22 protein-coding genes are annotated in these 19609 nt (G+C 72.5%); 17 read left to right on the top strand and 5 right to left on the bottom strand.

Features of this window, described 5'->3' with window-relative positions:
* The first annotated feature begins 9 nt into the window (after nt 1-9).
* Nucleotides 10-957 carry an RNA polymerase subunit sigma-70 gene (locus AB0M56_RS31430; protein WP_364182601.1) on the top strand — a complete coding sequence of 316 codons (948 nt, stop codon included), beginning with the start codon at nt 10-12 and terminating at the stop codon, nt 955-957.
* A 39-nt stretch (nt 958-996) separates the two neighbouring features.
* On the opposite strand, the gene AB0M56_RS31435 is transcribed toward AB0M56_RS31430, so the two are convergent.
* Together AB0M56_RS31435 and AB0M56_RS31440 are read right to left on the bottom strand one after the other, a co-directional pair.
* Complete coding sequence (locus tag AB0M56_RS31435; protein ID WP_364182604.1) at nt 997-1365, bottom strand: YciI family protein; 369 nt, start codon at nt 1363-1365, stop codon at nt 997-999.
* Between the two features lie 168 nt (nt 1366-1533).
* Nucleotides 1534-1701 carry a hypothetical protein gene (locus tag AB0M56_RS31440; RefSeq protein WP_364182607.1) on the bottom strand — a complete coding sequence of 56 codons (168 nt, stop codon included), beginning with the start codon at nt 1699-1701 and terminating at the stop codon, nt 1534-1536.
* Nucleotides 1702-1837: 136 nt separating this feature from the next.
* Here AB0M56_RS31440 and lexA point away from each other — a divergent pair, with 136 nt between their 5' ends.
* A complete protein-coding gene (gene lexA, locus AB0M56_RS31445) occupies nt 1838-2491 on the top strand; it encodes a transcriptional repressor LexA (protein ID WP_364182609.1) in 654 nt (217 codons plus the stop codon).
* A gap of 1 nt (nt 2492) precedes the next feature.
* Here lexA and AB0M56_RS31450 read toward each other — a convergent pair whose 3' ends face one another.
* Nucleotides 2493-3212, bottom strand: coding sequence for an SDR family NAD(P)-dependent oxidoreductase (locus AB0M56_RS31450; RefSeq protein ID WP_364182612.1), 720 nt, complete (start codon nt 3210-3212; stop codon nt 2493-2495).
* 95 nt (nt 3213-3307) lie between these two features.
* Nucleotides 3308-5614, bottom strand: a complete 2307-nt coding sequence (locus AB0M56_RS31455) for a Tat pathway signal sequence domain protein (RefSeq protein WP_364182615.1) — start codon at nt 5612-5614, stop codon at nt 3308-3310.
* A gap of 283 nt (nt 5615-5897) precedes the next feature.
* Here AB0M56_RS31455 and AB0M56_RS31460 point away from each other — a divergent pair, with 283 nt between their 5' ends.
* The 3 genes from AB0M56_RS31460 (at nt 5898) to AB0M56_RS31470 (ending at nt 8004) form a co-directional block, all read left to right on the top strand.
* Nucleotides 5898-6890 carry a LacI family DNA-binding transcriptional regulator gene (locus AB0M56_RS31460; RefSeq protein WP_364182617.1) on the top strand — a complete coding sequence of 331 codons (993 nt, stop codon included), beginning with the start codon at nt 5898-5900 and terminating at the stop codon, nt 6888-6890.
* A 160-nt stretch (nt 6891-7050) separates the two neighbouring features.
* Nucleotides 7051-7437: an Lsr2 family protein gene (locus AB0M56_RS31465; RefSeq protein WP_364182620.1), complete on the top strand. Its 387-nt coding sequence runs from the start codon at nt 7051-7053 to the stop codon at nt 7435-7437.
* A 213-nt stretch (nt 7438-7650) separates the two neighbouring features.
* A complete protein-coding gene (locus tag AB0M56_RS31470) occupies nt 7651-8004 on the top strand; it encodes a DUF1622 domain-containing protein (protein WP_364182623.1) in 354 nt (117 codons plus the stop codon).
* A 12-nt stretch (nt 8005-8016) separates the two neighbouring features.
* On the opposite strand, the gene AB0M56_RS31475 is transcribed toward AB0M56_RS31470, so the two are convergent.
* Complete coding sequence (locus tag AB0M56_RS31475) at nt 8017-8586, bottom strand: TIGR03086 family metal-binding protein (RefSeq protein WP_364182626.1); 570 nt, start codon at nt 8584-8586, stop codon at nt 8017-8019.
* Between the two features lie 104 nt (nt 8587-8690).
* On the opposite strand from AB0M56_RS31475, the gene AB0M56_RS31480 reads away from it, so the two are divergent.
* The 12 genes from AB0M56_RS31480 (at nt 8691) to AB0M56_RS31535 (ending at nt 19604) form a co-directional block, all read left to right on the top strand.
* Nucleotides 8691-9026 carry a cupin domain-containing protein gene (locus AB0M56_RS31480; RefSeq protein ID WP_364182628.1) on the top strand — a complete coding sequence of 112 codons (336 nt, stop codon included), beginning with the start codon at nt 8691-8693 and terminating at the stop codon, nt 9024-9026.
* A gap of 297 nt (nt 9027-9323) precedes the next feature.
* Entirely contained in the window at nt 9324-10298 is a 975-nt protein-coding gene (locus AB0M56_RS31485; protein WP_364182631.1) for a dihydroorotate dehydrogenase, read from the top strand.
* A gap of 56 nt (nt 10299-10354) precedes the next feature.
* Complete coding sequence (locus AB0M56_RS31490) at nt 10355-11620, top strand: MFS transporter (protein WP_364182634.1); 1266 nt, start codon at nt 10355-10357, stop codon at nt 11618-11620.
* Nucleotides 11621-11646: 26 nt separating this feature from the next.
* On the top strand, nt 11647-12444 hold the full coding sequence (locus tag AB0M56_RS31495) for an IclR family transcriptional regulator (RefSeq protein WP_220239337.1): 798 nt from the start codon (nt 11647-11649) through the stop codon (nt 12442-12444).
* Complete coding sequence (locus AB0M56_RS31500; RefSeq protein ID WP_364182637.1) at nt 12441-12905, top strand: hypothetical protein; 465 nt, start codon at nt 12441-12443, stop codon at nt 12903-12905. The genes AB0M56_RS31495 and AB0M56_RS31500 overlap by 4 nt, the downstream gene beginning before the upstream one ends.
* Nucleotides 12902-13375: a hypothetical protein gene (locus tag AB0M56_RS31505; RefSeq protein WP_364182640.1), complete on the top strand. Its 474-nt coding sequence runs from the start codon at nt 12902-12904 to the stop codon at nt 13373-13375. The genes AB0M56_RS31500 and AB0M56_RS31505 overlap by 4 nt, the downstream gene beginning before the upstream one ends.
* Nucleotides 13372-14694 carry a Zn-dependent hydrolase gene (locus AB0M56_RS31510; protein WP_364182643.1) on the top strand — a complete coding sequence of 441 codons (1323 nt, stop codon included), beginning with the start codon at nt 13372-13374 and terminating at the stop codon, nt 14692-14694. Before AB0M56_RS31505 ends, AB0M56_RS31510 begins: the two co-directional genes overlap by 4 nt.
* Nucleotides 14691-15551, top strand: a complete 861-nt coding sequence (locus tag AB0M56_RS31515; protein WP_364182645.1) for a dihydroorotate oxidase electron transfer subunit — start codon at nt 14691-14693, stop codon at nt 15549-15551. Before AB0M56_RS31510 ends, AB0M56_RS31515 begins: the two co-directional genes overlap by 4 nt.
* Nucleotides 15548-16870: a dihydroorotase gene (locus AB0M56_RS31520; RefSeq protein WP_364182648.1), complete on the top strand. Its 1323-nt coding sequence runs from the start codon at nt 15548-15550 to the stop codon at nt 16868-16870. The genes AB0M56_RS31515 and AB0M56_RS31520 overlap by 4 nt, the downstream gene beginning before the upstream one ends.
* Nucleotides 16867-18258, top strand: coding sequence for an aspartate ammonia-lyase (locus AB0M56_RS31525; protein ID WP_364182651.1), 1392 nt, complete (start codon nt 16867-16869; stop codon nt 18256-18258). Before AB0M56_RS31520 ends, AB0M56_RS31525 begins: the two co-directional genes overlap by 4 nt.
* Nucleotides 18259-18368: 110 nt before the next feature.
* Nucleotides 18369-18608 carry a three-helix bundle dimerization domain-containing protein gene (locus tag AB0M56_RS31530; protein WP_364182654.1) on the top strand — a complete coding sequence of 80 codons (240 nt, stop codon included), beginning with the start codon at nt 18369-18371 and terminating at the stop codon, nt 18606-18608.
* A 96-nt stretch (nt 18609-18704) separates the two neighbouring features.
* Nucleotides 18705-19604, top strand: a complete 900-nt coding sequence (locus tag AB0M56_RS31535) for a MurR/RpiR family transcriptional regulator (protein WP_364182657.1) — start codon at nt 18705-18707, stop codon at nt 19602-19604.
* Nucleotides 19605-19609 lie beyond the last annotated feature (5 nt).

Here is a 19609-nt window from a genome sequence, read left to right on the forward strand (position 1 = left end):
GGAGAGGCCATGCCGTCGAACGCTGAGTTCAGCGCGCTGACCGAGCCGTTCCGGCCGGAGCTGCTCGCGCACTGCTACCGGCTGCTGGGCTCGATCCACGACGCCGAGGATCTCGTGCAGGAGACGTATCTGCGGGCCTGGCGGGGGTTCGGCGGATTCGAGGGCCGGTCGTCGGTGCGGCGCTGGCTGTACAAGATCGCCACCACCGCCTGTCTGACGGCGCTGGCGACCCGGGCCCGGCGGCCGCTGCCGTCGGGCCTGGGCGCGCCGGCCGACGACCACCGGGTGCCGGTGGCCTCTCGTGAGCCGTTCCTCGCCTGGCTCCAGCCGGCCCCCGAGTTCGGCGCCGGGGACCCGGCCGTGGCCGCCGCGGCGCGGGCCGGGGTGCGGCTCGCGTTCATCGCCGCGCTGCAGCTGCTGCCCGCGCGGCAGCGGGCGGTGCTGACGTTGCGCGACGTGCTGGCGTTTCCCACGGCCGAGGTCGCGGAGCTGCTCGACACGACCACCGCGGCCGTCGACAGTGCCCTGCGCCGCGCGCGGACCCACCTCGCCGAGGCCGGACCGATCGAGGACGAGATGACCGAACCGACCGGCGAGACCGACCGGGCGCTGCTCGAGAACTACGTGGACGCGTTCACCCGTGCCGACGCCGAAGCGCTGGTCCGTCTCCTGCGCGCCGACGTCGAGCTGGAGATGCCGCCGATCCCGACATGGTTCACCGGCCGCGACGCCGTCACGGGGTTCCTCGCCGCGCGCGTGCTGCGCCCGGGCCGCTGGCGGATGACGCCCACGCGCGCCAACGGCCAGCCGGCCCTCGTCGTGCACCACCGCACCGGCGACGGACCCGACGAGCCGTACGGCGTGCAGGTGCTCACCGTGCGCGGCGGGCGCATCGCGCGCATCACGTCGTTCAACGACCCGGCGCTGGTGCCGGTGTTCGCTCCCTCGTACCGGTGACGGGCCGGTCCGCCCGCGGCGGGCGGACCGGCCAGGGCGTCACGCGGTGGGGAGTTCGTCGAACTCGACGACCTGGCGCACCTCGACCTCGATCTCGTCGTCGAAGAGCGCCGCGTAGGTCTTCGCGTACTCCACTGCCTCCTCGCGGTTCGCGAAGTTCAGCAGCGCGAAGCCCCCGATGACCTCCTTGGCCTCGGTGAACGGGCCGTCGGTGGCCTTGATGGCACCGCCGCGCGTCTTGCGCACGAGCGCGCCCTTCTCCGACGGGTGGACGCCCTCCGCCGTGATCAGGATGCCCTTCTCGGCCGAGTCCTGGATGAACTCGCCCATCTTGGCGATGAACTCCTGGCTGGGGTTCCACGCCGACGAGTCGCTCTCCGACAGCCGGTGCATCATGAGAAACCGCATGTCCGCTCCTTTGTCCCTCGGGCCGGGATCCGGATTCTTCCCGGAAGCGCTGACCGGCCCACACCGACGCGTCGAACGGCCCCGCTCACGATTCGACAAACCCATCGGGAAGATTTTCGACGACCTCGTGGCCGGGGACCAGCCGAGCCCGGACCCCGGCCACGAGCGTCACGAAACCGCAGGTACGCGCACGTCGGTCGTCTGCCCGGGCTTGATCTCGAACCAGGTGCCGGTGCCGAAGGCGCACGACATGTTGTCCGACGACACCGACCCGTGCCGGGTCGGATCGACGATCGCCAGGCAGGCGTCGCCGACCGGGGCGCCGGTGGCGTGCACGTCCCCTCCGCGGACGCTCGGTCGTTTTCCGCACGCACGAGGCGGTCCGGTCGGTTGCTTCCCCGGCCGGGCAAACTTTGCCGACGCACCGGACCGGTCCCCGGCGCGCGCGGCGCCTACCTCTACGATTCGGCGGGTGACCACCTACGACGACACCTTCGACCATCTCGACGCCTCGTCCCTGCCGCTTCGCCAGCAGCAGATCCTGGTCACGATCCGGGATTGGGTGGTCCGCCACGGTTACGCGCCGAGCAGCCGCGAGCTCGGCGAGGCCGTGGGGCTGCGGTCGTCCTCGTCGGTGTCGAAGCACCTGGCGAGCCTGGAGGACAAGGGTTACCTGCGGCGCAGCAGCTCGATGTCGCGGCCGATCGACGTGCGCGCGTTCCTCGGCACGGCCGAGCCGCAGCGGGGTGAGGACTCCGTGGCGGTGCCGGTCGTCGGCCACATCGCCGCCGGCACGCCGATCTCGGCCGAGGAGCACCTCGACGAGATGCTGCAGCTGCCGCGCGGGCTCACGGGCCGCGGCAATGTCTTCGGCCTGCGCGTACGCGGCGACTCGATGATCGACGCCGCGATCTGCGACGGCGACATCGTGGTGGTGCGCCAGCAGTCCGAGGCCCACTCGGGCCAGATCGTCGCCGCGATGATCGACGAGGAGGCGACGGTGAAGGTCTACCGGCGCCGCAACGGCCACGTGTACCTCGAGCCCCGCAACCCGGCCTACGACGTGATCGACGGCGACCGGGCCGTGGTGCTGGGCACGGTCGTGTCGGTGCTGCGCAGCATGTGAGTCACCGCATGAACAGGCCGCCGTTGATGTCGAACGTGGCCCCGGTGATGTACCCGGTGTTCTCGCCGCACAGGTAGCCGACGAGGTCCGCGACCTCCTCGGCGCGCCCGAACCGGCCCACGGGGATCGCGGCCTCGGCGGCTTCGAGCTGCCCGGCGTCCAGCTCGTCCATCACCGGTGTCCGCGTGGCCGCCGGAGCGACGGCGTTCACCGTGACGCCCGAGGCCGCGAGCTCCTTCGCGAACACCTTGGTGAGCACCAGGACCCCCGCCTTCGACGACGCGTAGTGCGCGCCCGCGACCAGCCCACCCTGCTGCCCGGCCAGCGACGCGAGGTTGACCACGCGGCCCCACCCTCGCTCGCGCATGGCCGGCGCGAGCTCGCGCGTGAGCAGGAAAACGCTGCGCAGGTTGGTCGCCAGCACGTCGTCCCACTCGGTCACCTCGATGTCCCACACCGACCGGCTCCGCGTACGGGCCGCGTTGTTCACGAGGATCTCCGGCTCGCCGAACGCCCGCCGCACCTGCTCGGCGACGGCTCGCACGGCCGTGGGGTCCCGCACGTCGACGGCAAACGCTGCTGCCGTGGCGCCGGAGGCGTCGAGCTCCCGCGCCTTCGCAGCCGAGCTGACGGGGTCGATGTCGAGCAGCGCAACGCGGTGGCCGAGCCCGTGCAGCCGCTCCGCGACGGCGGCCCCGATCCCGCGCCCGGCCCCGGTCACCACGGCAGTCCTGCGAGTGTCCACTGTGCCCTCTCGTGGTCGGCGTCGTCGGACTCGGAAACCATCCTGCCCGAGACCCGCCGGCGGCGCCCGGGTCAGGCCGGCAGCCCCCACGGAGTGCTCGGTCCGTTCGAAGCCACCGGCCGCACCGCGAAGTCCGGCCGGTCGCCCGCGCGGTACACGAAGGCCTCCTCGCCGCGCGCGAGCTCGACCTGCACGTCGCCGTTGGGCAGGGTGCGCCAGCGCTTCGCCCGGCCCCGCGCGTCGGTGACCTCGAGCGCGCCGTCGATGCCCGGCCGCAGCACGCAGGGGGCGCCGGCTTCGCTGTGGACCTTCAGCCAGCGCGTTTTGCCGCCTTCGCGGGCGGCGCTGAGCAGGAACGCGCCTTCGGTGCGGAAGTCACGCACGGAGATGTCGCCCCACGTCGCGGGGACGGCGGGGAACAGCCGCAGGACACCGCTCCAGCTCTGCACCAGCATGTCCTGCATCGACTTCACCGCCGAGAGCGGCGTCTCGATCACGGGGCCGGACTCCTCGTACATCGTGTTGGGCTGAATGAACCGGCTCTGCAGCTGGTCGAGGTAGGCCGCGGCCTGGTCGCCGCGTCGCATCGAAGCCGAGATCGACGCGGCGCCGGTGAAGGTGTAGCCCTGCAGCGCGCCCTCGAACCCGACCCAATGCGCCAGCGACTTCTCGATCAGCGCGCGGTTCTCCGGCTGCTCCCAGGTGATCTCGTACAAGGGGTAGACCTGCAGCAGGTGCGAGTAGTGCCGGTGCGACTTCGCGAACGGCACGCCGGCGCCGATCATGTAGCCGTTCCCGTCCACGGCGTAGGGCGCGAGCGTCGCCAGCACCTGCCGCCAGCGCGACACGAGCGGGTCGGCGACGCGCAGCTCACGCGCCGTGTCGAGCAGGGTGCGACAGCCCCAGCGCACGAGCGCGAGGTCGTAGGTGCAGTCCGGGGCGTTCACGCCGTACTCGGGCGAGAACGTGGGCGGCAGGTGCAGCTTTCCGTCCGGGCCCGGCGCGAGGAAGTGCAGGTAGTAGTTGATCGCCTTGCGCAGCAACGGGAACAGCGTGTCGCGCAGCAGGCGGTGATCAAGCGTGTGCCGGTAGGACAGCCACACGTTGTGCAGCGCCCACGTGAGGTCGCCGACCTCCGGGGTCGGGGTGTCCTGGCCGGGCACGCCCACGGGGAAGCCGCTGTTCGCGTCGGAGACGCCGTTGGACAGGGTCATGTCGGTGGTGCGCGGGATGCCGGCGGAGTCGCCCTGGTACGGCGCGCCCACCTGGCTCGACAGGTGCCCGCGGTACTGGTCCAGCGCCCGGCTCACGGCGTCGAGCTCCAGGTGGTTCGAGCCGTGGATGAGCCAGTACTCGAGCTGCACGTTGAGGTTCCACCACGTGGCCGGCCACGGCGTGTTCTCCAGCCACGGGCCCGAGGTCGCCATCACCGGCGCCTCGCGCCGCGCGGCCGAGGCGATCTTGTAAAGCTGGATCCAGTAGAAGCTCTGCAGCCGGGTGTCCGGAATGGACACGAAGCTGCGCCGGTAGTAGTCGTGCCACCAGCCGCGGTGCTCGCGCGTGAGCGCGCCGAACCCCGCCGCCGTGCGCACGGACCACAGCGCCCGTGCGGCGGACGTGCGGTCGGGGTGCGACCAGGCGACCGAGGTGTAGAGCGTCCGCGCGCCGCCGCGGGTGACCTCCCGCCAGGCGGTGACGTGCTCGCCGCCGGCGAGCAGCGGCTGCTCGGCGACGTGGCTGTCGCCGACGGCGCGGATCGTCGCCGGCGGGTTCGCGACGTAGCCCTCGGGCGGCGCCTTCTTCCAGACGGGGTCGGCGCGCGGGCTCACGGCCTCGGCCGGGTGGAAGACCCAGCGGAACCCGCGTTCACCCTCGGTCGGGCGCACCTCGACCGCGAGCACCGGCTGTCCGGTATGGACGATCGCGCGCAGCGCGAGGCTGCCCGCGGCCGTCGTGATCGTGCCGGTGAGCTCGGCGTTCCACAGGTCCAGACGCCAGTCGACGCCGGTGATCGCGCCGACGGGTTCGAGCGTGAAGTACCCGATCGGCAGCCGGGCGAGGCCGAACAGCGAGCCGTACTGCGGCCGGTGGTCCTGCACCTCGCTGTGCTGCACGTTGAAGCGCACCGCGTTCTTGCCCGGCTCGGCGTAGATGCCCGAGCCGAGGAAACCGTTGCCGAGGAACGGCCCCTCCGTCCACGCGGCCGGCATCCGCTGCCACCGCAGGTCCGCGGTGGCGAGGAAGGTGGCCCAGTCGAAATCGTCGCTGCCCGGCGGCGGGTGGCTCGCGGCCGAGGCGACGGCCGGGCCCAGCCCCGCCGCGCTCGCCGCGATCCCGGCGAGCGCGCCGCCGAGGACTGTTCTGCGGGAGACGTCCATGTCTGCGACCTCCAGAGGATGGCGGCGGCGGTCGACCCAAAACATAGGATGTCTGACCTCTGTTGTCGAGACCTCTGCCCAAGTTCGTGGCAAGGCAACCCGACTGGAGCACCATGACTCGGGCGACCTGCTAGAGCCCCTTCATCGATTCATCGGATGACTACCGCGTGGTGAGCCGGCCGGGAAGAGCAGGAGCCGCAGGGGCGCAGGTCACAGCCGGGCGCGGCGGGCCCGGCCCTACAATCGTGGCCAGCCGCGCCGCGGCGGTGGGCGGAGGAGAACCGTGCGGATCACGATCCGGGATGTCGCACGGCGGGCAGAGGTGTCGGTGGCCACGGTGTCGCGGGCGCTCGGCTCGCCCGACCGCGTCAGCGAAGCCACGCGCGACCGGGTGCTGGCGGTCGTGCGGGAGCTCGGCTACCGGCCGAGCCCGGCGGCGCGCAGCCTCATCACCGGCAAGACCGGCGCGATCGCCATCGTGGTGCCGGATCTGGGGAACCCGTTCTTCACCGGCGTGCTCAAGAGCGTCCAGGCGCGGGCGCGCGAGACCGGCCACGCCGTGCTGGTCGGCGACAGCGACGAGGACCCGGCCACCGAGCAGGAGCTGGTGCGCACGCTGGCGAAGCAGGCCGACGGCGTGCTGCTGTGCTCGCCGGGAATCGACGACGCCACCATCACCGAGCTCGACGGCCTCACGTCCCTGGCGCTGCTCAACCGCCGCGTGGCCGGGATCGGCGCCACGGTGATGGACAGCGCCGGCGGGATGCGCGAGGTCGTGGCGCACCTGGCCGGGCTCGGGCACCGGCGCTGCGCCTACCTCAACGGCCCCGACAGCTCGTGGTCCAACCACGAACGGCTGCGCGGGCTGCGTCCGGCCGCCGCGGAGCACGGCATCGAGATCGTGGAGCTCGGGCCGTTCGCTCCGCGGTACGAGGACGGCGCGCCCGCCGCCGACCAGGCGCTCGCCGCCGGAGTCACCGCGGTGCTCGCCTACAACGACGTGATGGCGCTCGGCGTGCTGGCGCGCCTGCGCGACCGCGGGGTCGACGTGCCGGGCGAGCTGAGCGTGACCGGCTTCGACGACCTCGTGTACGCAGCGGTGTCCGCTCCGCCGCTCACCACCGTCGCCATGCCGCTGGCCGCGGCCGGAAACCACGCGGTGGACCTGCTGCTGGCCCATTCTGCCGCCGACCCGGCCGGCCGGGTGGTCACGGAACTGCCGACGCGGCTCGTCGTGCGCGCCACCACCGCCCGCGCGCCCGGGTACCACCGCTGACCATTCCCCGCATCCGAGGGGAAATGTCGGAAAATAATCGGGACCGACACGGGATTTCGGTCACTCCCAATACTGCGTTCCACTGTGGATCGATGTTACAGTTCTTCACAAGCCACGGAAAACGCGGCTTCCGGAAACGTTCGAGGAGGATTCACCCGCCATGGCGCACAAGGTCCTGGTCCAGATGGTGGACGACATCGACGGCGGGGTCGCGCACCAGACCGTGCCCTTCGGCCTCGACGGCGTTCAGTACGAAATCGATCTCTCCGACAAGAACGCGGGAACTCTGCGTGAAGAGTTCGCCCGCTACATCGCCGCCTCACGCCGGACCGGCGGCCGCAAGGTCCGCCGTGGCGCCGGTTCGGCCACGCCGACGCCCGAGGACCGCGAACGCTCGCGCAGCATCCGCGCGTGGGCCGCGGACAACGGGTGGAGCATTTCCGAACGCGGCCGCATTCCCACCGACGTGGTCACCGCCTACGAAAACAGCCGCGCCTCAAGCTCGAAGTCACGCGCCCGCGGTGGTCGCACAAAGGCGAAGGCCTAAAACTGATCCGGCGAAGACGTGCGGCCATTTTCGCCGATCCGCCGCACGCCTCGCCGGAAACGTCCCCACCGTATCCGAAAACCGCAGATCACCGGCAGCTGCCCGTGAACCACCGCCGCCGCGAGGGCCTTGACAGTCCGTCGCGGCGGTTCGTACGTTCCGACCGGGAGCCGCGGACCTTCCCCGACGTCCGCCTCGGAGAGGGGCTCGCGGATGAGTTTCACCGAGTCGTTCGAGACCGTCGCCTCCGTGATCGAAGGCCTCGGCGTCGGCATCATGGCCCTCGGCCTCGTGGTTGTGCTGGTGCGCTTCGTCGCCGACGCCACCCGGCACCGCGGCAGCTACGACCAGCTGCGGGTGCACCTCGGCCGCGTCATCCTGCTCGGGCTCGAGATCCTGATCGCCGGTGACATCATCCGCACCGTGATCGTCGACGCGTCGCTGGAGAACGTGCTGGTCCTCGGCTTGATCGTGCTGATCCGGACCGTGCTGAGCTTCGCGCTCGAGGTCGAGATCTCCGGCGCGTGGCCGTGGCAGGCCAAGCGGGGGCCGCAGCCGCCCGCCTGACCTCGCCGGCGCTCAGGCCGCGCGGCCCAGGAACGCCAGCAGCCGCGTGGTCTCGTCGGCGTCCGCCGGCGGCGTGAGCTCGGGCCCGAAGAACTCCGGCCGCTGCAACGGAATCGACCGGACCCACTCGCCCGTCGCCTGCACCACCGCCGGGTCGAGCGTGACCGTGAGACCGACGGCCTGCGCGATGTCCCAGGTGTGGACGAGCGCGTCGGAGACGAACGCCGGCAGCAGCGTCGTGAGCGGCGCACCCCCGGCGTCGTCGATCGACGTGGCCCGCGCGAGCCCGTCACGGGTCAGAGCCGGGGCGGTCGCCTCGAACGCCCCGCGCCACTCCCGCGCCGGATCCCCGGCGCAGAGCACCCCGGGGTTCGGCGCGCCGGGTTCCCCCGCGGTCTCCGGGTAGTCGGCGCCGGTCACCCAGGCCGACAGCCGGTGGCGGCCCCACAGCACGTGGCCCACGATGTCCCGCACCGTCCACGCCGCGCACGGCGACGATGCGTCCCATCGCTGCGCCGGCACCTCGGCCACCACCTTGCCGAAGCCGTCCTGGGCCACGAAGTACTGCTCCACAAGATCCACAGCTTGCTCCCTTCACGGATGTCCTGGCCTTACGACCACCGGCGGACGGCGAAACAGACCGAATCCGGTCCCGACTTCGCCGGCCCGGGGCTACCGTGGTGGGAATGACCGATTCGACCAGCACCGAAGACCAGACGGCCGCGCTGACGCGCAACGTCGAGGGATACGAGGTCGGTGCGAGCGTGTCCATCATCCGCGAGAGCACCGACGTCGCCGGGTCCGGCCCGCGGCTGCACCGCCACCCCTACCGCGAGACGTTCGTGGTCCAGCGCGGCCGCGCCCTGTTCACGATCGGCGACACCGAGCGGGAAGGCCGGGCGGGCGACGTGCTCGCGGTCCCCGCCGGGGTAGCGCACAAGTTCGTGGTCCTCGGGCCCGAGCGCTACGAAGCCGTGCACATCCACGAGAACGACCGGTTCGTCACGGAGTGGCTCGAGTAGACACCGTCCACTCGCGACGGCGCCAGGGCTCCGTACCCGTGTTCGCATTCGCACATTTGTCGGCGCGGGCCACAAGCGGCCGCCGAAATCGCCGAATCCGGCGCTGACCTGCAGAACCTTCCGGTATCGCGGAGGGCCCTTTTCCACCTCGCGGAAACACTCCGTGCTCACGCCGCCGTGTCGTGAAAACCGGCTCTGACCTCCGGCGACGGGCGGGGCCGCCGCTGCCTTGACACCGCGCTGGGCCGGACTCATCCTCACTTCTCTGTTTCCGTTCGATGGAGGGTGTGATTCCGCATGACGGAGGTGCTAGACCGGACGACCGGCCGCGACGACCGCGACCGGCTGTTCGCCACCGCGCCCGGATCGGCCGTCGACCTCTCGGTGCCCCTGGGCCCGCTCACGCTCGCCAACCCGGTGATGCCCGCGTCCGGCTGCTTCGGGCCCGAGCTCGGTCCCCTGCTGCCGGTGCGGGAGCTCGGCGCCGTCGTGACGAAGACCGTGTTCGCGCAGCGCCGCTCCGGCAACCCGTCGCACCGGCTGACGGAAAGCGCGCTCGGCATGCTCAACAGCGTCGGCATCCCCAGCCCGGGCACGAGCCGGTTCGTGCACGACGTGCTGCCGCGCTACCGCGAGTTCGGCGTCCCGGTGATCGCCAGCGTCGGCGGGCTGACCGTGGCCGAGTACTGGCAGGTCGCCGACGAGCTGGCCGGCGCGGAGTGCGCGGCCTTCGAGGTCAACGTGTCCTGTCCCAACCTCGAACACGGCGGGCTCGCCATCGGCGCCGACCCCGCGGCGGTCGAGGCCGTCGTCGCCGGTGTGGTGGCGCGCACGGAACTGCCGGTGCTCGTGAAGCTCACGCCCGGCGTCACCGACATCGGAGAGATCGCCCGCGCCGCCGAGCGGGCGGGCGCGACCGCCGTGACCGTGAGCAACACCTTCCCCGCCCTGGCCGTCGACGTACGCTCGCGACGCGCGGTGCTGGGCAACGGCGTGGGCGGCCTGTCCGGCCCGGCCGTGAAACCGCTCGCGCTGCGGCTGGTGTGGCAGGCGGCAAGTGCCGTCGACATCCCGGTCGTCGGCTGCGGCGGCATCAGCAGCGCCCGTGACGTCGTCGAGTTCCTCATCGCCGGCGCCACCGCCGTGCAGGTCGGCACCGCGACGTTCACCCGCCCCTACGCGATGGCCGAGATCGTGCGCGACCTCACCCGCCACTGCGCCGAGCTCGGGGCGGGCGCCGTCCACGAGCTCATCGGAACCCTGCGCACCTGACCACTTCCCCCCAGTCTTTCCCCCTTCCCCCAACGCCGTGAGGAGAGCTCCACACCATGTCCGACGAAACCCTGGCCGGCAGCACCGCACCACCCGCCACGTCCGAAGACACCCCCGCCGCCAAGGCCACCACGCGCTACGCCCGCAAGGCGGTGTTCGCGTCTTCGCTCGGCTACGCGATGGACGGCTTCGACCTGCTGATCCTCGGGTTCGCCCTCTCCGCCATCTCCGGTGACCTCGGGCTGGGCGGCGCCGAAGCCGGATCGCTGGCCACCATCACGCTGATCGGCGCCGTGGTCGGCGGGATCGCGTTCGGGATCCTGTCCGACCGCATCGGCCGGGTGAAGGTGCTGACGTACTCGGTGATCTTCTTCGCCGTGTTCACCGGGCTCACCGCGATTTCCACGAGCTACTGGGAGATCGCGGTCTTCCGGTTCCTCGCCGGCGTCGGCATCGGCGGCGAGTTCGGCATCGGCATGACGCTCGCGGCCGAAGCGTGGCCGGCGAAGAAGCGCGCCCGCGCGACGTCGCTGGTCGGGCTCGGCTGGCAGGCCGGGGTGCTGCTCGCGGCGCTGGTCTCCGCTCCGGTGCTCAACGCGTGGGGCTGGCGCGGGCTCTTCCTGCTCGGCGCGTTCCCCGCGATCGTCGCCATCGTGTTCCGCTCGCGGCTGCACGAGCCCGAGCAGTTCACGCGCCACCGCGAGCTCCAGCAGGGCAAGCCGAAGGTGCCGCTCAAGCTGCTCGTGGCCGACGGACCCACCACCCGCGCGACGATCGGCGTCCTCGTGCTCACGTCCGTGCAGAACTTCGGCTACTTCGGCATCATGATCTGGCTGCCCACCTATCTGTCCACGCAGTTCGGTTACAGCCTCACGAAATCCGGGGTGTGGACCGCCGTGACCGTGGTGGGCATGGGCGTCGGAATCCTCGCGTTCGGCGAGGTCGCCGACAAACTGGGGCGCCGCAAGGCCTTCTGGCTCTTCCAGGCCGGTGCCGCCCTCTCGGTGCTCGGGTACAGCCAGCTGTCGTCGCCGTGGGCGCTGATGGTGGGCGGCGCGATCATGGGCGCGTTCGCCAACGGCATGATCGGCGGCTACGGCGCCCTGATGGCCGAGCTCTACCCCACGGCGATCCGGTCCACGGCGCAGAACGTGCTGTTCAACCTCGGCCGCGCGGTCGGCGGGTTCGCGCCGATCGTGGTCGCGCTCGTCGCCGCGAGCTACGGCTTCGTCTTCGCCATCGGCGTGCTGTCCGTGATCTACCTGCTCGACATGGTCGCGATGATCTTCATCCCCGATCGTCGCGCCGAGCAGCTCGCCTGAGCGGCACGGTCGAACAAAGGAGAACCATGCAGGTCGTCATCCGCGCCTTGTCCGTGCTGCGGGCCCTCGCGACGAAGGGCAAGGGCGCCACGCTCCAGGAGCTGCACGAGGAGCTCGACATCCCCGTGGGCAGCGCGCACCGCGTGCTCACCACGCTGATGGAGGAGAACTTCGTGACCCGCTCCCCCACCAACAAGCGCTACTTCCTCGGCCCGGCCGCTCGTCAGCTCGGCGAGCCGGCGCCGCACCGGACGGCACTGCTGGCCAACCCGCACCAGGCGGTGGTCGACGCCGCGGAAGCGAGTGGCGAGACGGTGTTCCTCACCGAGCTCATCGGCGCCCGCGCGGTGTGCGTCGCGCTGGTGGAGGGCCGCCACCCGCTGCGGCTGTTCGTGCGCATCGGGCAGGAAATGCCGCTGCACGCCGCCGCGTCGAGCCGTTCGCTGCTGGCCTACCTGCCGGAACCCGCGGCCCGGCGGGTGCTCGAAACCCAGTCGCTCGACGCGTTCACCCCGGACACGCCGACCACAGTGGACGAACTCGTGGAGCACCTCGCCCTGGTGCGGGCCCGCGGGTACGACATCTGCGACGACGAGCTCGACCGCGGCGTCTGGGCAGTGGCCGCCCCGATCTTCACCTCCACGGGTGCGGTGGCCGCGAGCGTCACGCTGGCCGCGGCCGGCAACCGCATGCGCGAGGGCACCGCGCGCACGGTGGCGACGGACGCCGTCCTCACCGCCGCGCGGGAACTGTCCGCAGAGCTCGGTTTCGCCGGCGCCGAGCCCACCACGGCGGTCGGCGGACCGGCGAGGAGCGCCCGATGAGCCTCGAGGACGACCTGGCCACGGCCACCGACACCACCACCGTGTTCCTCGACGCCGAGCGGCGGCGCGGCGAGCTGCGCGCGGATCTCACGGCGATCGGCGCCGCGTTCACCACGCGGCCGTCGATCCTGCGCCGGGCGGCCGCGCTGCTCGCCGAGGAACTGCCGACGGCGACCGATCGGCTGGTCACCACGGGCACGGCCGACGCCGTCGCGGTCACCACGGCGCTCGCGTTGCACACCGGTCTGCCGTTCGCGGTCGACGCCGGCGAGGTGCACCGGGGCGACCGCGTCGCCGTCGTGACGCCGATCGCCGACGACCCGGCCGACGCCACCGCCGCCGCGCTGGCCGACCGTGTGCGCGCGGCGGGCGCCGAGCCCGTTGTCGTGCTCAGCGTGCTCGCGGCCGACGGCACCCCAACCCTCGCGGGCACTCGAACCCCTTCGGAGAACCTGTCATGACCACTCCCGTCCAGGACGCCGGCGCCGCGGTGCGCAAGCTCGGCGTCAGCCCCGACACCTACGGCCCCTCGCTCGACACGCCCACCGATCCCGCCGCCACCGAAGTCGTCGGCGCGGCGCTGGTGGAGCTGCTCACCAAGCAGACCGTCGACCAGGTCGCGGTGTGGCACGGCGCCGACGACGCCGTGCTCGCCCACGTCGTCGCCCGGCAGCTGGGCGCCACGGTGACCCGCGCGTCCGAGCTCGAAGGCGTGGTCGGCTTCCACCCGCCGGTCACCGCCGGCACGCGGATCGCGCTGGTCGGCACCGCGTGGGAACCCGCGCGGCTGCGGACGCTGCTCAACCTCGCCGCGACCGCGCGCGCCGAAGTCGTCGCGGTGGCGGCGGTGCTGGCCACGCCCGCGCTCGCCGAGGTGACGGGCACCCCGACGGCGGCGCTGCTGACCGAGCTGCCGGGCGAGCCACGATGACCGCGTCCACCCCGTCCACCACGTCCACAGCGTCTACTGTGGACACCCGGCTGCGCGCCGACCCGGACCGGATCGCGCACTGGCTCGACACGTTCGCCGCACTGTCCGAACCGGACTCCGGGCCGGGCGTGACCCGGCTCGCGCACACCCCGCTCGAACGCCGAGCGCACGCGTTGTTCGCCGAGCACGTCAGCGGGCTCGGCCTCGACGTGCGCACCGACGCCGTGGGCAACACGATCGCCGAACTCCCCGGCACCGTGGCCGACGCGCCCGCGCTCGGCACCGGCTCGCACCTCGACAGCGTGCCCAACGCGGGCGCGTTCGACGGGATCGCCGGCGTGGTCGCGGCCATGGAGACCGCGCGGCTCTACACCGAGCACGACGTGCACCTGGCCCATCCCGTGCGGTTCGTCGTGTTCGCCGCGGAGGAGGGCGCGCGCTTCGGCCAGGCGTGCACCGGCAGCCGGGTCGTCGCCGGGCTCACCGGCGTCTCGGACCTCGAGACCAAGTTCGACGCCCAGGGCACGAGCCTGGCCGACGCGATGCGCTCGGTCGGCCTCGACCCCGCGGGCGCGGCCGGCGCGCGCTGGCGCCCCGCGGACTGGACCGCGTTCCTGGAGCTGCACATCGAGCAGGGCAGCGTGCTCGAGTCGACGGGTCTGCCGCTCGGCGTCGTCGACCTCATCTCCGGCAGCACCCGGCTGCGCCTCGACCTCACCGGCCGCGCGTCGCACACCGGCGGCACGCCCATGCACCAGCGCGCCGACGCGCTCGCCGCGGCCGCCGAAATCGTGCTCCTGATCGAAGCCATCGCCACCGACAGCCGTCACCACGGCACCCGCGCGACCGTCGGCCGGCTCGACTCCGCGCCCGGCTCCATCACGACGATCGCCGGACAGGCGCAGCTGCACGTCGATGTCCGAGACGTCGACAGTGACCGCCAGCGCCAGACCGCCGCGGAGATCGTCGAGCGCGCCCACGCCCTCGCCGCGCGCCGCGGGATCGGTTTCGCCGCCCGCACCCTCGCCGACGCGTCCCCCGTGCTGCTGCCCCGCCGGATCACCGACGTCGTGGCGGCCACGTGTGCCGAGCTCGGCTTCGCGCACCGCGTGCTGCCCAGCGGCGCCAGCCACGACGCGCAGATGGTCAACCACGTCACGCCGACCGGCATGCTCTTCGTGCCCAGCCGCGATGGCGTGAGCCACAGCCCCGACGAGTGGACCGACCTCGCCGACGTCGTTGTCGGCACCGAAGTGCTCGCCCACAGCCTCGTCCGGCTCGACACCGCGTTCCCCGTCGCGGGATCGGAGCAGTCATGACCACCACCGAAACCCGGGCCGTCCGCGACCACGTGACGCCCCTGCCGGCGACCGGCGCCGTGCTCCCGACCCCGACGTGGCACCACGCGGAAGTGCTGGAGCACCGTCGCGAAGCCGACCGCTACCAGTACCTGCGCCTGCACGCGCCGAGCATCGCGCGGACCGCGACGGCCGGGCAGTTCGTGATGCTCACCGCCGCGCGCCAAGGAGAACCCAGCCCCGTGCTGCCCCGGCCGATGGCGATCTACCGCCGGGACGCCGAGGCGGGCACGATCGAGGTCGTCTACGGAGTGGTCGGCGACGGCACGCGCAAGCTCACCACGTTCTCCGCCGGCGAGACGATGCTCGTGGTCGGTCCGCTCGGCCGCGGGTTCCACGTGCCCGCCGACACCACGCGGGTGCTGCTGGTCGGACGCGGCATCGGCACCTGCTCGCTCACCACCGTCGCGCAGGACCTCGCGGGCAGCGGCACCGAGCTGATCGCCGTCACGAGTGGACGGACGCCGGAAGCCGTGATCGGCGCGGACTTCTACCACGAGTGCGGCGCCGAGCGCGTGCTCACCGTGACCGATGCCCAGGGCACCAGCGAGATCGAGCGCCTGCGGGCGGAGTTGACCTCTACTTTGGACAGTGCGCCGCCGCAGCGGATCCTCACGTGCGGCTCCGACCGGCTGGCGTGGCTGTGCCGCGAGCTGGCCGACCGCTGGGGCGCCGAGGTGCAGGTGTCGCTGGAAGCACACATGGCGTGCGGCCTCGGCTACTGCCACGGCTGCGCCACCGGAACCCGCGGCGGGCCCGAGGAATCACCGTTGATCTGCAAGGACGGCCCCGTGTTCCGGCTGGAGGACACGGCATGAGCCCGCTCACGCAGACCCCGCTCGGACACGCGGTGCTCACCGGCGTGGCCCCGTTCGGCGGCACCCCGATCGACCTCGTGGTGCGCAACGGCCGCATCGCCGAGCTGCGTCCCCGCGGTGGCGCCGACGAGCCGAACCGGTTCGACGCCGACGGTCTCGTGCTGCTGCCCGCGTTCGTCGACCTGCACACGCACCTGCGCGAGCCCGGCGGCGAGGACGCCGAGACCATCGCCACCGGCACCGCCGCGGCGGCGGCCGGCGGGTACTCCGACGTGTTCGCCATGGCCAACTGCAGCCCGGTCACCGACTCGCCCGAGAGGATCCGCCACGTGCTCGACCTGGCCGAGCGCACCGCGTCCTGCCGCGTGCACGCCGTCGGCGCGATCACCGAAGGCCTTGCCGGCCAACGCCTCGCACCGCTGGAAGCCATGGCCGCGGCCGGCGCGCGCCTGTTCTCCGACGACGGCCGCTGCGTCGACGATCCCGTGCTGGTGCGCGACGCCCTCGAGGTGACCAAGCGGACCGGCACGGTGCTCGCCCAGCACGCCCAGTCCGGGCCGCTGGCCGGCGCCGGCCAGATCAACGCGGGCCGCGCGGCCGAGCGCACCGGGCTGCCGCCGTGGCCGGCGACGGGCGAGGAAACCGTGGTGGCGCGCGACATCGTGCTCGCCGCCGACGCCGGGGCGCCGCTGCACGTCTGCCACGTGTCGACGGCGCGCTCGGTCGCGCTCGTGCGGTGGGCCAAGGAGCAGGGCTGGGCCGTGACCGCCGAGGTCACGCCGCACCACCTGCTGCTCACCGACGGAGAGGCTGCGAGCGCGGACCCGAAGTTCAAGGTCAACCCTCCTCTGCGCTCCCCCGGCGACGTCCGGGCGCTGCGGGCCGCCTTGCTCGACGGCACGATCGACGCCGTCGCCACCGACCACGCGCCGCACCCGGCCGAGGCGAAGGCCGCCGACTGGTGCGGGGCGCCGTTCGGGATGACCGGGCTGGAGACGGCGCTGGCCGTGGTGTCCGAGGTGCTGCACACCGGCCGCGGCGTCGACTGGGCGCTCGTGGCCGACCGCATGGCCCACGCCCCGGCGCGCATCGGCGGCATCGCCGCGTCCGCCGGCCGCCCGATCGCCGTCGGTGAGCCGGCCACGTTCACCCTCGTCGACCCGCGGGCCGGCTGGACGGTCGCCGCGGCCGACACCGTGGGCCGTTCGCACAACACCCCGTTCGGTGGCCTGTCCTTCACCCACCGGCCCGTGGCGACGGTCGTCGCCGGGGCCGTGACCGCCGATCGCGGCGGGTTGTTCACCAGGAGTGCCCGATGACCACCACCCGCACCGAAGCAGACCTGCTCGGCGAGCTGGCCGTGCCCGCCGACGCGTACTACGGCGTGCACACCCGCCGCGCCATGGCCAACTTCCCGATCAGCGGCCTGCCGCTCTCGACCCACCCCGAGCTCGTGGTCGCGCTGGCGCGCGTGAAGCACGCGGCCGCGCTGGCCAACCACGACGTCGGCCTGCTGCCCGAGGACAAGACCGCCGCGGTCGTCGCCGCGTGCGAGGAGATCGAGGCCGGCCGGCTGCACGAGCAGTTCACCGTGGACGTGATCCAGGGCGGCGCGGGCACGTCGTCGAACATGAACGTGAACGAGGTCGTGACGAACCGGGCGCTGGAGCTCCTCGGCCACCCGCGCGGGGACTACGCGCGGCTGCACCCGATCGACGACGTGAACCTCGGCCAGTCGACGAACGACGTCTACCCCACCGCCGTGAAGCTCGCGGTGCACGCGGCCGCGACCGAGCTGCTCGACGCCATGGCCGAGCTGCGCGGCGCGCTGCACGAGAAAGGCCGCGAGTTCACCGACGTCGTGAAGATCGGGCGCACCCAGCTGCAGGATGCCGTGCCGATGACGCTGGGCCGCGAGTTCACCGCGTTCGCCGTGACACTCGGCGAGGACGAGCAACGGCTGGCCGAAGCACTGACGCTGCTGACGGAGATCAACCTCGGCGGCACCGCGATCGGCACGGGGCTCAACGCGCACCCCGACTACGCGCGCCTGGCGTGCGAGCACCTCGCGCGGCTCACCGGCACGCCGCTCGTCACCGCCACCGACCTCGTGGAGGCGACGGCCGACGTCGGGGTGTTCGTGCAGCTGTCCGGCGTGCTCAAGCGCGTGGCGGTGAAACTTTCCAAGACCTGCAACGATCTTCGCCTGCTGTCCTCGGGCCCGCAGGCCGGGTTCAACGAGCTGCGGCTGCCGAAGGTGCAGGCCGGGTCGAGCATCATGCCGGGCAAGGTCAACCCCGTGATCCCCGAGGTGGTCAACCAGATCGCGTTCGAGGTGATCGGCAACGACACCACCGTCACGCTCGCCGCCGAGGCCGGGCAGCTGCAGCTCAACGCGTTCGAGCCGATCATCGCCCACTCGCTGCTGAAGTCGCTGCACCATCTGCGTACGGGCGCGCAGACGCTGGCGCGCCGCTGCGTCACCGGCATCACGGCCAACACCGAGCATCTGCGCCGGCAGGTCCGCGAGTCCATCGGCCTCGTCACGGCGCTCAACCCGGTGATCGGCTACGAAGCGGCGAGCGCGCTGGCGAAGCAGGCTTCGGCCACCGGCCGCTCGATCCACGAGCTCGTGGTCGACGCCGGCCTGCTCACCTCCGAGCAGCTCGACACGCTGCTGGGCCTGCCGGCCGCCACCGCGGGCTGACGCCCCAGGACAGCACCGCCGGCTGACACCGTCGCGACGACCTTCGTTTACCTTTCGTTTACCTGGGTGTACTGCAATGAAACCTCCATCGGGTGACACCAGGAGGCTTCATGAGCGCGCAGACCCTCGGAGCCCTGGTCCCCGAGCAGCCCGGCACCCGGCCGGACACCCCGTTCGGGCACCTCGAAGACCGCCTCACCCGCGACTTCGCGACCGTCGGCGCCGAGTCCGTGCACGACCTCGTGGAGCGCGAGCGGGCCCGCTTCAACCACGCGCCGATCCAGGCGTTCGTGCCGATCCTGGTCGAGCGCGCCGTACGGGCCGCGTTGGGCAGCCGGCAGCTCGCCTGAACGCGGCGTTGGAAACTCAGCACCGGGCCACCGTCCACTGTGCACTGACCGTCCGGTGCGGCGGAGCGAAACCGCTGCTCGGTAGGCTGTCGGGTCGTGACCGCCCACGACGACCAGTCCGACTCGCTCAGCGCTCGTGTCGAGGAACGGCTCGCCGGGCTGTCGCCGGCCGAGCAGCGCGTGGCCGAGTACCTGCGCAGCCACCAGCAGGCGATCCTGCTGTCCACGGCCGGCGACCTCGGCGTGCTCAGCGGCACGAGTGACGCGACGGTCGTCCGCGCCGTGAAGGCCCTCGGCTACTCCGGCCTGCCGGAGCTCAAGCGCATGGTGGGCCGCTACGTCGTCGGCGACACCAACCCGGCCACGCGCCTGCGCGAGCGCATCGAGCGGACCGGCGGCGACACCGACGCCCTGCTCGACCAGGTGCTGACCGAGTCGGTCGAGCGCCTCACGGAGACACGCCGGCTGCTGGCCGACCCCGAGTTCACCGCGGCCGTCGACCTGCTGGACTCCGCGGCCGAGGTCCTCGGGTACGGCCTCGGCCCGTCCGAGCTGCCGATGCAGTACCTCGTGACCCGCCTGCACCGGCTCGGCCGGCGGGCCTGGAGCACGTCGGCCACGGGGTTCCGGCTCGCCGACGACCTGTTGCGCCTCAAGGAGAACGACGTCGTGGTGCTGTGCGTGCCCGACCGGCTCCTGCACGACGTCAAGACACTCGTCGAGCACGCGCGCTCGGTCGGCGCGCGCGTGCTGCTCGTGACCAACTCCTTGCGGCCCACGCTCGGCGACCAGGTCGACGTCGTCCTCACGGCCGTGCACTCCGTGAGCGGCCTGACGCACGAGGGGCTCGGGGCGACGCTGGTCGTCGACTGCCTAACGGCCGGGCTGGCGCGCAAGGACCCAGCGGCCGTTTCGGACAACATCGACCTGCTGACCGCCTTGCGCACCGCCCTGGTGCCCCGCGACATGCGAGCGCGCCGGCCCGGCCGGGAGTGACCCGG

The organism is Amycolatopsis sp. NPDC051372 (genome assembly GCF_040682095.1).
In the GTDB taxonomy this organism is placed as follows: Bacteria; Actinomycetota; Actinomycetes; order Mycobacteriales; family Pseudonocardiaceae; genus Amycolatopsis.

What these genes read in the sequence shown, in the direction of transcription:
- AB0M56_RS31485 (WP_364182631.1), top strand. Translation starts at nt 9,324, where the DNA reads ATGACGGAGGTGCTAGACCGGACGACCGGCCGCGACGACCGCGACCGG.
- AB0M56_RS31525 (WP_364182651.1), top strand. Translation starts at nt 16,867, where the DNA reads ATGACCACCACCCGCACCGAAGCAGACCTGCTCGGCGAGCTGGCCGTG.
- AB0M56_RS31510 (WP_364182643.1), top strand. Translation starts at nt 13,372, where the DNA reads ATGACCGCGTCCACCCCGTCCACCACGTCCACAGCGTCTACTGTGGAC.
- AB0M56_RS31530 (WP_364182654.1), top strand. Translation starts at nt 18,369, where the DNA reads ATGAGCGCGCAGACCCTCGGAGCCCTGGTCCCCGAGCAGCCCGGCACC.
- AB0M56_RS31480 (WP_364182628.1), top strand. Translation starts at nt 8,691, where the DNA reads ATGACCGATTCGACCAGCACCGAAGACCAGACGGCCGCGCTGACGCGC.
- AB0M56_RS31430 (WP_364182601.1), top strand. Translation starts at nt 10, where the DNA reads ATGCCGTCGAACGCTGAGTTCAGCGCGCTGACCGAGCCGTTCCGGCCG.
- AB0M56_RS31490 (WP_364182634.1), top strand. Translation starts at nt 10,355, where the DNA reads ATGTCCGACGAAACCCTGGCCGGCAGCACCGCACCACCCGCCACGTCC.
- AB0M56_RS31465 (WP_364182620.1), top strand. Translation starts at nt 7,051, where the DNA reads ATGGCGCACAAGGTCCTGGTCCAGATGGTGGACGACATCGACGGCGGG.
- AB0M56_RS31470 (WP_364182623.1), top strand. Translation starts at nt 7,651, where the DNA reads ATGAGTTTCACCGAGTCGTTCGAGACCGTCGCCTCCGTGATCGAAGGC.
- AB0M56_RS31515 (WP_364182645.1), top strand. Translation starts at nt 14,691, where the DNA reads ATGACCACCACCGAAACCCGGGCCGTCCGCGACCACGTGACGCCCCTG.
- AB0M56_RS31495 (WP_220239337.1), top strand. Translation starts at nt 11,647, where the DNA reads ATGCAGGTCGTCATCCGCGCCTTGTCCGTGCTGCGGGCCCTCGCGACG.
- AB0M56_RS31435 (WP_364182604.1), bottom strand. Translation starts at nt 1,365, where the DNA reads ATGCGGTTTCTCATGATGCACCGGCTGTCGGAGAGCGACTCGTCGGCG.
- AB0M56_RS31500 (WP_364182637.1), top strand. Translation starts at nt 12,441, where the DNA reads ATGAGCCTCGAGGACGACCTGGCCACGGCCACCGACACCACCACCGTG.
- AB0M56_RS31520 (WP_364182648.1), top strand. Translation starts at nt 15,548, where the DNA reads ATGAGCCCGCTCACGCAGACCCCGCTCGGACACGCGGTGCTCACCGGC.
- AB0M56_RS31505 (WP_364182640.1), top strand. Translation starts at nt 12,902, where the DNA reads ATGACCACTCCCGTCCAGGACGCCGGCGCCGCGGTGCGCAAGCTCGGC.
- AB0M56_RS31455 (WP_364182615.1), bottom strand. Translation starts at nt 5,614, where the DNA reads ATGGACGTCTCCCGCAGAACAGTCCTCGGCGGCGCGCTCGCCGGGATC.